General features: G+C 68.6%; 9 protein-coding genes and 2 tRNA genes. 6 read left to right on the forward strand and 5 right to left on the reverse strand.

Annotated features, from left to right (window positions below):
- Nucleotides 1–48 precede the first annotated feature (48 nt).
- From test1122_RS18550 to test1122_RS18565, 4 genes are all read left to right on the forward strand, one after another.
- Nucleotides 49–2,955, forward strand: a complete 2,907-nt coding sequence (locus test1122_RS18550; protein WP_422397086.1) for a UPF0182 family membrane protein — start codon at nt 49–51, stop codon at nt 2,953–2,955.
- 44 nt (nt 2,956–2,999) lie between these two features.
- Nucleotides 3,000–3,073 (forward strand) — tRNA-Met (locus test1122_RS18555).
- 486 nt (nt 3,074–3,559) lie between these two features.
- The gene (locus test1122_RS18560; protein ID WP_232270293.1) at nt 3,560–5,287 is read left to right on the forward strand and encodes a tetratricopeptide repeat protein; all 1,728 of its coding nucleotides are present in this window, start codon (nt 3,560–3,562) and stop codon (nt 5,285–5,287) included.
- A 61-nt stretch (nt 5,288–5,348) separates the two neighbouring features.
- Nucleotides 5,349–5,422, forward strand: a tRNA-Met gene (locus test1122_RS18565).
- A 509-nt stretch (nt 5,423–5,931) separates the two neighbouring features.
- Here test1122_RS18565 and test1122_RS18570 read toward each other — a convergent pair.
- Entirely contained in the window at nt 5,932–6,351 is a 420-nt protein-coding gene (locus test1122_RS18570; protein ID WP_232270294.1) for a Fur family transcriptional regulator, read from the reverse strand.
- Nucleotides 6,352–6,508: 157 nt separating this feature from the next.
- On the opposite strand from test1122_RS18570, the gene test1122_RS18575 reads away from it, so the two are divergent.
- Nucleotides 6,509–7,975: a catalase gene (locus test1122_RS18575; protein ID WP_232270295.1), complete on the forward strand. Its 1,467-nt coding sequence runs from the start codon at nt 6,509–6,511 to the stop codon at nt 7,973–7,975.
- Nucleotides 7,976–8,287: 312 nt separating this feature from the next.
- Here test1122_RS18575 and test1122_RS18580 read toward each other — a convergent pair whose 3' ends face one another.
- Both test1122_RS18580 and hisN read right to left on the reverse strand, forming a co-directional pair.
- The gene (locus test1122_RS18580; protein ID WP_232271971.1) at nt 8,288–8,692 is read right to left on the reverse strand and encodes a CBS domain-containing protein; all 405 of its coding nucleotides are present in this window, start codon (nt 8,690–8,692) and stop codon (nt 8,288–8,290) included.
- Nucleotides 8,693–8,830: 138 nt separating this feature from the next.
- Nucleotides 8,831–9,625 carry a histidinol-phosphatase gene (gene hisN / locus test1122_RS18585; protein ID WP_232270296.1) on the reverse strand — a complete coding sequence of 265 codons (795 nt, stop codon included), beginning with the start codon at nt 9,623–9,625 and terminating at the stop codon, nt 8,831–8,833.
- 148 nt (nt 9,626–9,773) lie between these two features.
- On the opposite strand from hisN, the gene test1122_RS18590 reads away from it, so the two are divergent.
- Nucleotides 9,774–10,334, forward strand: a complete 561-nt coding sequence (locus test1122_RS18590; protein WP_232270297.1) for a TetR/AcrR family transcriptional regulator — start codon at nt 9,774–9,776, stop codon at nt 10,332–10,334.
- A 9-nt stretch (nt 10,335–10,343) separates the two neighbouring features.
- Here the strand turns inward: test1122_RS18590 and rsgA are convergent, their stop codons facing one another.
- Both rsgA and aroA read right to left on the reverse strand, forming a co-directional pair.
- Nucleotides 10,344–11,336 carry a ribosome small subunit-dependent GTPase A gene (rsgA, locus tag test1122_RS18595; RefSeq protein WP_232270298.1) on the reverse strand — a complete coding sequence of 331 codons (993 nt, stop codon included), beginning with the start codon at nt 11,334–11,336 and terminating at the stop codon, nt 10,344–10,346.
- Nucleotides 11,337–11,349: 13 nt separating this feature from the next.
- Complete coding sequence (gene aroA, locus test1122_RS18600) at nt 11,350–12,687, reverse strand: 3-phosphoshikimate 1-carboxyvinyltransferase (RefSeq protein ID WP_232270299.1); 1,338 nt, start codon at nt 12,685–12,687, stop codon at nt 11,350–11,352.
- Nucleotides 12,688–12,752: the final 65 nt, after the last annotated feature.

Here is a 12,752-nt window from a genome sequence, read left to right on the forward strand (position 1 = left end):
CCAGCTTCATCCATATCGATCTTCGAGGTGCGCACCTTGGCTTTCCAGATGCCGGACCGGGGCTCCGGAGGCCCCACCGGGCCACGGATCAGCGTCGGCCGACCCTCCAGGCGCGCCAAGACCCTGCTGTTGACAGCAGGTGTACTGGCCGTGTTGGCCATGCTCTTTGTCATGTTTGCCGGGTTCTGGACCGATTGGCTCTGGTATCGCTCGGTTAACTACACGTCGGTCTTCACCAAGACACTGTGGACGAAGATCGGCATGTTCGCCGTCTTCGGTGTCCTGATGACGCTGGCTGTCGGTTTCAATATCTGGCTCGCCCACCGGCTGAGGCCGCCGCTGAGCGCGATGTCGCTGGAGCAGCAGAACCTTGACCGGTATCGCGCGGGCATCGCCCCCTACAAGAAGTGGGTGCTGCTCGGTGTCACCGCGCTGGTCGGTCTGATCAGCGGCGCCTCCGCGGCCGGCCAGTGGCGCACCTGGCTGATGTGGCTGAACGGCACACCGTTCGGGCAGACGGATCCGCAGTTCAACAGGGACATCTCCTTCTTCGCCTTCGATCTGCCCTTCTACCGCTTTCTGCTGAGCTTCGGCTTCGCGGCGGCGGTGCTGTCGCTGATCGCCGCGGCTCTGGTGCACTACCTCTACGGCGGCCTGCGGATCACCACCCCCGGCGCCCGCGCCACCTCCCAGGCCACCGGGCACCTCTCGGTGCTGCTCGGTATCTTCGTCGCACTCAAGGCGGTGGCCTACTGGCTCGACCGCTACGGCCTCGCGGTGAAGTCCAGCGAGATCCGTGGCACCACCGACTGGACCGGTCTGCGGTACACCGACGCCAACGCGTACCTTCCCGCGAAGACGATCCTGTTCATCATCGCCGCGATCTGTGCGGTGCTCTTCTTCGCCACCCTCTGGCGGCGCACCTGGCAGCTCCCGGTGATCGGTTTCGGTCTGATGGTGCTCTCGGCGATCCTGATCGGCGGGCTCTACCCGGCGATCGTCCAGAAGTTCCAGGTCGAGCCCAATGAGCAGGCCAAGGAATCGCCGTATATCCAGAAGAACATAAAGGCCACTCGGCAGGCCTATGACATCGACGACGCCGATGTGCGGGACTACAAGGGCACAAGCGATGCTGGGAGCAGTAAGCTCCGCGCGGCCGCCGACACCACCGCCAGCCTGCGGCTGCTCGACCCGAACGTTGTCTCCCCCACCTTCCAGCAGCGCCAGCAGGTGCGTGGCTACTACGGCTTCCCGGCCACGCTCGATGTGGACCGTTACAAGAACAAGGACGGCGAGGAGCAGGACACCGTCGTCGGTCTCCGTGAGATCAATATCGGCGGCATCCCGGACCGGAACTGGATCAACGACCACTTCAAGTTCACCCATGGCTTCGGCATGGTGGCCGGTAAGGGCACCGAGGTGGACAACGAAGGCAACCCGCTCTTCACGGAGAGCAACCTTCCGCCGACCTACTCACTCGCGGGCAAGTACCAGCCGCGGATCTACTACGGAGAGCAGACCAACCAGTACTCCATCGTCGGCGGCCCGCAGAAGGAGCTCGACTACGCGGACGACGAGGGCGAGCGGACGTACTCGTACACCGGTAAGAGCGGCGTCGCCCTCTCCGGTCCGGTCAACCGTGCGGCCTACGCGCTGACCTTCGGTGAGCCGCGGATCCTCTACTCCGGCGCGATCGGTGAGGGTTCGCGGGTCCTGTACAACCGGACCCCAAAGGAGCGTGTCGAGGCGGTCGCCCCCTGGCTCACCATCGACGGCGACCCGTACCCGGCGATCGTGAACGGCAACATCCAGTGGATCGTGGACGCCTACACCACCTCCAACGGCTACCCCTACTCCTCGCGGACGACCCTCGGGGAGACCACGCAGGACGCGCTGACCGACGGCCAGCGCTCGGTGATCGCCCAGCAGGACCGGGTCAACTACATCCGGAACTCCGTCAAGGCGACGGTGGACGCGTACACCGGCGATGTGAAGCTGTACGAGTGGGACACCAAGGACCCGGTGCTGAAGACCTGGCGGAAGGCCTTCCCGGGAACGGTGGAGCCGAAGAGCAAGATCAGCGATGAGCTGATGGACCACCTGCGCTACCCGCAGGACCTCTTCAAGGTGCAGCGAGAGCTGCTGCAGCGCTACCACGTCACCGACGCCGCTCAGTTCTACAGCGGCAGCGAGCGCTGGCAGATCCCGGATGACCCGACGCACAAGGGCAACCCGGTCCCGCCGTACTACCTGAGCATGAAGATGCCGGACCAGAAGGAGCAGGTCTTCTCCCTGACCACCACCTTCAACCCGAACAGGCGTGAGACGCTCGGCGCCTTCATGGCGATCGACGCGAACGCCAAAAGCAAGGAATACGGCAAGATCCGAGTCCTGAAGCTGCCGTCGAACACCACGGTGCTCGGCCCTCAGCAGGTGCAGAGCAAGTTCAACTCCGATCCGGAGATCGCACGGGAGATCAACATCCTGCAGCGTGGTGACTCCGAGGTCGAGTACGGCAATCTGCTGACCGTGCCACTGGAGGGCGGCCTGCTCTATGTCGAGCCGGTCTATGTCCGTGGTGCCGGCACCAACTATCCGCGTATGCGGAAGGTGCTGGTCACCTACGGCGAAGAGATCGCCTTCAAGAACACCCTTGAGGAGGCGCTGGACGATGTGTTCGGCGTCGAGCCCGACGAGGAAACCGACACCGGCGAGAGGGAAGAGACACCGGCGGAACCGGAAGAGGAGACCACCCCTCCCGGCGACGCACCGACGCTGACGGAAGCCCTCAAGGAGGCGCAGGACGCGTATGAGGCGGGCCAGCGGGCGCTCCGGGACGGCGACTGGGAGGCCTACGGCAAGGCCCAGAAGGACCTCCAGTCCGCTCTGAACGACCTTGAGGAAGCGCAGCAGGGCGCTGGCGGAGGCGATGACAAGGGCCGTAAGGAAGAGTGAACGGATGCCCCTCCCGCGCCGTGGTAGTGTTAACCACACAACGGCGCGGGGTGGAGCAGCTCGGTAGCTCGCTGGGCTCATAACCCAGAGGTCGCAGGTTCAAATCCTGTCCCCGCTACTGAAGACGAAGGCCCGGATCCAAATGGATCCGGGCCTTCATCGTTCGTTGGTCACTCATTCCCCTTCCCGATTTCCCTCTCGCGAATTCCCTTTCCCGAAGACCGCTGAGCGTTTCATCCCGTACGCAGGCGGCCAGGAGTCAAGGCCTGGCGACCAGCTCTTCTGTCCTGCCTGCCCTGCAGGCAACCGCTGCGGGACATGGAACACAAACACGGGACACACGGGCGTACGGACACCTTTCTGGTGTATATCAACCACGCCGGGTTGACGGCGGTTCCATCGCGGACGCCGCACGCGGCGGGACCTCAACCGCCCGTGCCCAGGCGGTACTTGGCTCTCTCGGGCTGACCCTCGGTGCGGGGCTCTCTGGGGACGTTTGTGCGGGGAGTTTGAAGTCCCGTCATGTCGGGAAGTCGACAAACCGCTGAAGTGACCTCACTGGCTGCGGTATACCAGGTGTACGCGGGTTGCAGGTGGTGCGACGATGGACCTTATGGGGGACAAGGCGAGGCTTGACGATGCAGGCTGCCCGGACGCCCATGACGTCCAGGACGTAGCCGAGGTCGCGGTCGCGGCCGAGAATGGTGATGTAGCGGCGATGAGCGTGCTCGGGGCCGCGCTGCTGCGCCGAGGCGATCTCGACGGTGCCGAACCGCATCTGCGCGCCGCCATCGCCGCCGGAGACCGGGCCGCCGCCAACAATCTGGGTGTGCTGCTGCATCAGCGCGGCTGCGCCGAGGAGGCCGCCGGCTGGTGGCGGATCGCCGCCGTCGCCGGTTCGGCCGCCGCGGCGCACGCACTCGGCCGGTACCACCGCGAGCGCGGTGATGAGCCCGCCGCCGACTACTGGCTGCGGCAGTCAGCGGAGTCCGGCCATACGCTCGGTGCCTACGCGCTCGCCGATCTGCTCGATCACCGGGGCGACGAGGGCGCCGAGCAATGGTTCCGTACCGCCGCCGAGCGCGGTCACCGGGAAGCGGCCTACCGCGTCGGCATGCTGGTGCTGCGCGGCGGTGAGGCGAGCGGTGCCGCGGAGCGCGCCGCCGTCCAGGCCGAGCACTGGTTCCGGCAGGCCGCCGCACGTGGGCACCGGCGTGCCGCGCTGCGGCTCGGCACGATCCTGGAGGAGCGTGGCGAGCTGCGTGAGGCCGGGCGCTGGTATCTGATTTCGGCCAACGACGGTGAGGCCCAGGCGGCCTGCGCACTCGGTTTCCTGCTGCGGGACGCGGGCAACGAGGAGGCCGCCGAGCAGTGGTGGCGCCGCGCCGCCGACGACGGGGACGGCAACGCCGCCAACGCGCTGGGCGCGCTGTACGCCGACCGTGGCGAGCGGCAGGCCGCCGAGCGCTGGTACCGCAGGGCGCTGGACGCGGGGGACATCAACGGTGCCTTCAACCTCGGCCTGCTCTGCGCCGGGCAGGGCCGTACGGCGCAGGCCGAGCACTGGTACCGCCGCGCTGCCTACGCGGGGCATATCGAGGCCGCCAACGCGGTCGCCGTACTGCTGCTGCAGCGCGGCGACCCGCAGGGGGCCGAGCCGTGGTTCTCCAAGGCCGCCGAGGGCGGCAGCGTGGACGCCGCGTTCAACCTTGGCATCCTGCACGCGGGCCGCGGTGAGGACGCGCTGGCCCTGCAGTGGTACGAGCAGGCCGCGGCATCCGGCCACGCCGAGGCCGCGCTCCAGGTCGGTATCGCCCTGCTCCGTGAGGGCGACGCACACACCGCCGAGGGCCATCTGCGCTGTGCGGCGGACGGTGGCAGTGTCGAGGGTGCCTTCCGGCTCGCCTCGCTGCTGGAGCGGCAGAGCCCGGAGGGCAAGGAGCATGAGGAGTGGTACGAGCGTGCGGCGGAGCAAGGGCACCGGCGGGCCCAGGTCCGGCTCGGCATGTGCGCGGCCGCCCGTGGCGATGTCGTGGAGGCCGCGCACTGGTATCGCACCGCGGCGGAGGCGGGCAGCCGTAATGGTGCGTTCAACCTCGGGTTGCTGCTCGCCCGGGAGGGGAGCGAGCCGGAGGCCGCGCTGTGGTGGACCCGTGCCGCGGAGGCGGGGCACGGCCGGGCCGCTCTGCGGCTCGCCCTGCTCACCGCGCGCCGGGGCGAGCTGGCCGAGGGGCAGCACTGGTGCGCCCGTGCGGTTGAGCTGGGGCCTGTCGAGGTCGCTGAGCGCGCTGCCCGGCTGAGTGAGGCCCTGCATGCCGAGCTCACCGCCTGACCATGCGTGATCATGAATTTGCGCTGGTCGTCGCCCTGTGGTTAGAGTAGAAGAACAACGGCGCGGGGTGGAGCAGCTCGGTAGCTCGCTGGGCTCATAACCCAGAGGTCGCAGGTTCAAATCCTGTCCCCGCTACTAACGCCGAAGGGCCCGGATCCAAGATCCGGGCCCTTCGGCATACCCGGACGCGAGTGCCCTTCCCGGTTGCGGGGGTCGCCCCTTCCCGGCTGTACCGGTCTGCGGCTCCGCCGCGCAGCGGGGCTCCCGCCCGGGTGCGGGGTGCCGTGGGTTGGTGTCCCCGTATTCCGCCCCTTCCCGGCTGTGTCGATGTGCGGCTGCGCCGCGTGGCGGGGCTTCGCCTGGTTGCGGGGGTGCCGTGGGTGGGTGTCCCCGTATCCCGCCCCTTCCCGGAAACCGGGGCTGCGCCCCGGGGCCCCGGGGTGGCCGGTGCGGGCCGGTGGCCCCATGTTGTGCCCACCCACAGCCCCTCGCGGGGCTGCGAGTGCCCACAACACTGTGGGGGCCTGGGGGCGTTAGCCTCCAGTTTCGGGAAGGGGCCGGGTTAGGGGAATCCCTCCGCCGGCAACGGCGCTCAGCCACCACCGACGGACGGAGTCCGGCGCCGGGGGCGCCGTTAAGAACCGTTAAGCAGAGGTGGCGCAGGTTGGGCAGAGGCCCCGGTAGGTGACGGTCGCCTCGGAGACGGTGAAGCCGAAGCGTTCCGCTTCGGGAAGCGCGGCGATGGGATCGCCCGCCGGGTGCACATCACGGATGGTCCCGCACCGCGCACACACCAGGTGCTGGTGAGTGTGGTGCGCGTTCGGGTCGTACCGCTTCGCGCGGCCGTCCGTGCTCACCTCAATGACCTCGCCGATCGCGACGAGCTCACTCAGCGTGTTGTAGACCGTCGCACGTGCGATCTCCGGCAGCAGCTCCGCCGCACGCGCGTGCACCTCATCGGCCGTGTAGTGGACGTGATCCCCGTTGAGGACCTCGGCAACGACTCGCCGCTGAGCGGTAAGCCGCCAGCCGCGATCGCGGAGCCGTTCCAGCAGGTCACTCATCAATCCCACCCATCGTTCAGGTAGACCCAGCTTAGCAGTGGGTCACTCTATGGCCAGACGTTGTACGGCCTTTATGCCTGTCTTGACTTAGACATAGTCTAAGGTAGGCTCGGGACTCGGCGAAAGCCAAGGGACAGGACAGAGCGCAGGAGGCGTAGTGACTGCTCAGAGTGAGACCACTGGACCGCTGACCACGGAAGCCGGTGCGCCGGTCGCGGACAACCAGAACAGCCAGACGGCGGGCGTCGGCGGCCCGGTCCTGGTCCAGGACCAGCTTCTGCTGGAGAAGCTCGCCCACTTCAACCGGGAGCGCATCCCGGAGCGGATCGTGCACGCCCGGGGTGCCGGCGCGTACGGGAAGTTCACCGTGACCGCCGATGTCACCCAGTACACCCGGGCGAAGTTCCTCTCCGAGGTCGGCAAGGAGACCGAGACTTTCCTGCGCTTCTCCACTGTCGCGGGCAACCTCGGTGCGGCGGACGCGGTGCGTGACCCGCGTGGCTTCGCGCTGAAGTTCTACACCGAGGAGGGCAACTACGACCTCGTCGGCAACAACACGCCGGTGTTCTTCATCAAGGACGCCATCAAGTTCCCCGACTTCATCCACACCCAGAAGCGCGACCCGTACACCGGCTCGCAGGGGGCGGACAACGTCTGGGACTTCTGGGGCCTGTCGCCCGAGTCCACCCACCAGGTGACCTGGCTCTTCGGTGACCGTGGCATCCCGGCCTCGTACCGCCATATGAACGGCTACGGTTCCCACACCTTCCAGTGGAACAACGCGGCCGGTGAGGTCTTCTGGGTCAAGTACCACTTCAAGACCGACCAGGGCATCAAGACCCTCACCCAGGAAGAGGCTGACGTCCTGGCGGGCAAGGACCCGGACAGCCACCAGCGCGACCTGCGGGAGTCCATCGAGCGTGGTGACTTCCCGACCTGGACCGTGCAGGTGCAGATCATGCCGGCGGCCGAGGCGGCCAACTACCGCTTCAACCCCTTCGACCTGACCAAGGTCTGGCCGCACGAGGACTACCCGCCGATCGAGATCGGCAAGCTGGAGCTCAACCGCAATCCGGAGAACATCTTCGCCGAGGTCGAGCAGTCGATCTTCTCCCCGCACCACTTTGTGCCGGGTATCGGTCCGTCTCCGGACAAGATGCTCCAGGGCCGTCTCTTCGCCTACGGCGACGCCCACCGCTACCGCGTCGGCATCAACGCCGACCATCTGCCCGTCAACCGTCCGCACGCCACCGAGGCCCGTACGCACGGCCGGGACGGCGTGATGTACGACGGGCGCCACGGCCGTACGAAGAACTACGAGCCGAACAGCTTCGGCGGGCCCTTCCAGACCGACAAGCCGCTCTGGGAGCCGACGACGACCACCGGCATCACCGCCGATCTCCCGGCTCCCTCGCACGCCGAGGACGACGACTTCGTCCAGGCGGGCAACCTCTACCGGCTGATGTCGGAGGACGAGAAGGAGCGCCTGATCAACAACCTCGCGGGCTTTATCTCCAAGGTCTCGCGGGATGACATCGCCCAGCGGGCCATCGAGAACTTCCGCAAGGCGGATGAGGACTACGGCAAGCGGCTGGAAGCCGCGGTCCAGGCTCTGCTCGGCTAAGCCACAGCCACTGGTGGAGTGGCTGCTCAGACCGCGGCAAGCGGTTGAAGAACCGCGGTCCAGGCCCTGCGCGGTTGATCGAGTGCTTGCCGCTTAGCCCGGAGGGGCCGGAAGCCAAGGGGCTCCGGCCCCTCCGGCGCATCCCAGTGCCAACCGCCTATGTTGTGGGCACTCGGGCCTCCCCCAGGCTTCGTCCGGGGGGACCCCCAGAGGGGCGTGGGGGCACCTCCCAGCGTTAGCTGGGGGAGGGTGGGCACAACGCCGCCCACCGGACCGCACCGGCCCCCAGGGGCCCGGGGCGAAGCCCCGCGCCTACGCGGGGACCGGCTCTGCGGGCTCCTCCCGGTTCCCCATCCAGCACCGCACGATGTCGCGGACCGAGACAATCCCGACCGGTTCACGGTCGCCCAGAACTATCAAGTGGCGAAAGCCGCCGCGGGTCATCGCCGCGGCCGCTTCGTCCAGCGTCCAGTCGGGTGCGGCGAAGACCACATCCGTCGTGGTGTGGGCATGGGCACTCTCCTGGTCAGGGTTCTGCCCGGCGCCCAGAGAGTTGAGGATGTCGCGCTCGGTCAGAATGCCGAGGCCGCTGTCGTCCGGATCAAGGACGACCGCCGCGCCGACCCGGCGGGCGGCCATCAGCTGAGCGGCCTGGCGGAGCGTATGAGCCGGGCCGATGGTGAGAACCACGGTACTCATGGCGTCGCGGACGAGGATGGGCATGATCGCGTGCCACCTCCTTGGCGGAATGGCGGGCAACGGCGGGGTCCGCTTGAGAGTGAATTCACAACCTCACAAGCGGGCGAGCCTTTATGTTCACACGCGACCGGGGGCACAACAAGGGGCCCGTCGGGGCTACCCGCGTAGGTAGTCCAGCAGCTCCTCGTGCAGCAGACCGTTCGACGCCGCCGCGTCCCCGCTGTGCGGCCCCTCACGTCCGTCGAGGCCGGTGAAGGTGCCACCCGACTCCTGCACGATCACCGCGTTCGCGGCCATGTCCCACAGCGACAGCTCCGGCTCCGCACACATGTCCACCGATCCCTCGGCGACCATCATGTACGGCCAGAAGTCGCCGTAGGCCCGGGTGCGCCAGCAGTCCCGGGTCAGCTCCAGAAAGCCGCCCAGCTTGCCGCGCTCCTCCCAGCCGGTCAGTGAGGAGTACGCGAAGGACGCGTCCTGGATCCGCCCGACCCGCGACACGTGCATCCGGGTCGCCGAGGACAGACTGCGCCCGGTGAAGGCGCCGCTGCCCTTCGCGGCCCACCAGCGGCGGTTCAGCGCGGGCGCCGATACGACCCCGACCACCGGCCGGTCGCCGCCCTCGCACCGATCCATCAGGGCGATCAGCGTGGCCCACACCGGCACCCCGCGCACATAGTTCTTGGTGCCGTCGATGGGGTCGATGACCCAGCGCCGTGGGCCGCTGCCCTCCATGCCGTATTCCTCGCCCAGCACGGCATCGCGTGGCCGCGCACGCTGCAGCTGGCTGCGGATCAGCTCCTCGGCGGCCTTGTCAGCCTCGCTGACCGGCGTCATATCGGGTTTGGTCTCGACCTTGAGGTCGAGCGCCTTGAATCGCTCCATGGTTGTGGCGTCGGCGGCGTCGGCCAGCACATGGGCTAGACGCAGATCATCGTGGTAGTCCGGCATGAGCGAACAGTATCCAGTGCGTACAAGCCGGGCCACTGGGCCATACCTAGGTGGGTGTGTCCTAGGTCTGTCCGGGGAGTGTCTTGACACCAAGTGGCGGCACGTCAATTCTGTGCCGCAGGGCCGCTGTCGGGCTCGGGAGGGAAATATGCCCACTGCGCGTGAGTCCCTGCTGACCGCTGCCCAGACCGCTCTCGACGGCAGGCCGTGGACCACCGTCCGTATGGTCGATGTGGCCGCCCTGGCCGGAGTCTCGCGGCAGACCCTCTACAACGAGTTCGGCTCCAAGGAGGGCCTTGGCGCCGCGCTGGTCAGGCGCCGGGTCGAGATCTTTGTGGAGGGCGCGGCCGAGGCCACTTCGACCGCGCGCCGCGATGGCGCCGACCCCTCGGTGTGCTGTGCGTCGGCCGCCGTGTGGATGCTGCACCGGGCTCGTGAAGAACCACTCGTCCGGGCCGCCCTCACCGGCTGCTGGAGCTCCCGGCTGCCGCTGCCCGACGGACCGCCGGAGCGGCTGCTGGAGCGGCTGTGTGACCGTATGGTCCTCGCGCTGGCGGGAGAGGGGCTGCGGATACGCCGGGCCTGTGAGTCGGGGCTGCGGCTCGCGCTCTCCTACGTTGTCGCACCACCCGCCGAGCCGGAGGCGGCCGCACGGGTGGCCGACGCGGTCAGCGCACTGCTGGAGCGGCCCGCCCCGGCGGCGGGCTGAGCCGGTCGGTCAGTCACCCTCGCGGCGCTCCCGTGTCGACAGCAGACGGCGCAGTGAATACAGCCGCGCCGGGTCGGCGTGGCCCTCGGCGACCCAGGCGTCCAGGGCGCAGTCCGGCTCGTCGTGGCTGCAGGCGCGCGGGCAGCCTTCGGTGCCCGGCTCCAGATCGGGGAAGGCCTGGATGACGCGGGAGGGGTCCACATGGTTCAGCCCGAAGGAGCGCAGCCCCGGGGTGTCGATGACCCAGCCTTCCATGTCCGGCAGTGGCAGCGCGAGCGCCGAGGTGGTGGTGTGGCGGCCGCGCCCGGTGATCACATTGACCTCCCCGGTGGCCCGCTGGCGCTCCGGGACCAGATTGTTGACCAGAGTGGTCTTGCCCACCCCGGAGTGCCCGATGAAGGCAGTGATCCGGCCGGTCAGCAGCGCCCGTACCTCATCCGTGGGCTCCTCGCGGTTGACGGCCACGGCCCGGACCCCCAGCGGCTCGTAGCTGGCCAGCAGCGATTCGGCCGGTGCCAGGTCGGACTTGGTGAGCACAAGCAGCGGCTCCAGGCCCGCGTCATAGGCGGCCACCAGGCAGCGGTCGATCAGCCGGGGCCGTGGCTCCGGATCGGCGAGCGCGGTGACGATCGCCAGCTGATCGGCGTTGGCGACGACAACTCGCTCAAAAGGGTCGTCGTCATCGGCCGTACGCCGTAGCACGGAGACCCGCTTCTCGACCCGGACGATCCGCGCCAGAGTGTCCTTCTCCCCGGACAGATCGCCGACGACCGCGACCCGGTCACCGACCACCACGCCCTTACGCCCCAGCTCCCGGGCCTTCATCGCGGTGATGGTGCGGTCTTCCACCAGACAGGTGATCCGCCCCCGGTCGACGGTCAGGACGAAGCCCTCGGCGGCGTCCTCGTGCTTGGGGCGGATGTGGGTACGCGGACGGCTGCCCCTGCGGCCCGGGCGGACCCGGATGTCGTCCTCATCCGTGTGCTTGCCGTAGCGACGCATGGCGCGAGCCCTCTCAGGCTCTCTCACCGAGCATGCCGTGCCAGAGTTCGGGGAAGTCCGGCAGGGTCTTGGCGGTGGTGGCGATGTTCTCCACCGCGACATCCGGGACCGTCAGGCCCAGCAGCGCCCCGGCGGTGGCCAGCCGGTGGTCCTCGTAGGTATGGAAGGTGCCGCCGTGCAGCGTGCGGGGGCGGATCAGCAGCCCGTCGGCGGTCTCGGTGACATCGCCGCCGAGGCCGTTGATCTCCTTGGTGAGCGCCGCCAGCCGGTCCGTCTCATGCAGCCGCAGATGTGCCACGCCCCGCAGTACCGACTCGGAGTCGGCCAGCGCCGCGACCGCCGCGATGCCCGGGGTCAGCTCACCCACATCGCTGAGGTCCACGTCGATGCCCTGGACCTTGCCGGTGCCGGTGAAGGTCAGCCCACGCTCGTCCAGCTCACAGCTGCCGCCCATGGCGGTGAAGATCTCCCGCAGCGCGTCCCCGGGCTGGGTGGTGTGCGCGGGCCAGTCCGGGATGGTGACCCGGCCGCCGGTGATGAGCGCGGCGGCGAGGAAGGGCTGCGCGTTGGAGAGATCCGGCTCCACCACGAGATCACGGCCGAGCAGCGCGCCCGCGGTGACCCGCCACACATTGGGCTCGCCCCCCGACTCCGGGGTGTCCACCTGGGCGCCGGCGGCGCGCAGCATGTCCACCGTCATCCGGATATGCGGCATCGACGGCAGGACGCCCCCGGTGTGCCGCACCTCGACGCCCTGGTTGAAGCGCGGGCCGGAGAGCAGCAGGGCGCTGACGAACTGGCTGGAGGAGGAGGCGTCGATCTCCACCGGGCCGCCGGTGAGTGAGCCACCACCGTGCACGGTCATCGGAAGCGCGCCGCGTCCGTCGTCATCGACCCGGGCGCCGAGCGCGCGCAACGCGTCAATGACGCCATGCAAAGGACGCTCATACGAGCGGGGGTCGCCGTCAAAGCGAATGGGTCCGTCAGCCAATGCGGCGACGGGCGGCAGGAAGCGCATCACGGTGCCCGCGTTGCCGACATCGACCGTGGCCGGGCCGTGCAGCCCGGCGGGGATGACCCGCCAGGCGTCGCCGCCGAGGCCGGGATCGACCACCGCGGCGGAGCTGCTGTTGGGCAGGGCCTCGATGCCGACCCCGAGCGTGCGCAGCGCCTCGGTCATCAGCAGGGTGTCGCGGGAGCGCAGTGGGCGGCGGATCCAGCCGGGCTCGGCGGCGAGTGCGGCGAGGACAAGTGCGCGGTTGGTGACCGACTTCGATCCGGGCACGGTGACGGTCGCGTCGACGGGGCCGGAGGCGAGCGGCGCGGGCCAGAGAGCGGTGTTGTCGGTCATGGCCTTTACTTTAGTGGCTCGCCCGGGGTGAGCTTCTTGATCAAAAGAGCGGAAACCGGACTGAA

This window comes from Streptomyces gobiensis (assembly GCF_021216675.1).
Classification (GTDB): domain Bacteria; phylum Actinomycetota; class Actinomycetes; order Streptomycetales; family Streptomycetaceae; genus Streptomyces; species Streptomyces gobiensis.

Coding starts and splice junctions, on each gene's coding strand:
- test1122_RS18550 (WP_422397086.1), top strand. CDS start 49: ATGCCGGACCGGGGCTCCGGAGGCCCCACCGGGCCACGGATCAGCGTC.
- test1122_RS18560 (WP_232270293.1), top strand. CDS start 3,560: ATGGACCTTATGGGGGACAAGGCGAGGCTTGACGATGCAGGCTGCCCG.
- test1122_RS18570 (WP_232270294.1), bottom strand. CDS start 6,351: ATGAGTGACCTGCTGGAACGGCTCCGCGATCGCGGCTGGCGGCTTACC.
- hisN (WP_232270296.1), bottom strand. CDS start 9,625: ATGCCGGACTACCACGATGATCTGCGTCTAGCCCATGTGCTGGCCGAC.
- test1122_RS18590 (WP_232270297.1), top strand. CDS start 9,774: ATGCCCACTGCGCGTGAGTCCCTGCTGACCGCTGCCCAGACCGCTCTC.
- rsgA (WP_232270298.1), bottom strand. CDS start 11,336: ATGCGTCGCTACGGCAAGCACACGGATGAGGACGACATCCGGGTCCGC.
- aroA (WP_232270299.1), bottom strand. CDS start 12,687: ATGACCGACAACACCGCTCTCTGGCCCGCGCCGCTCGCCTCCGGCCCC.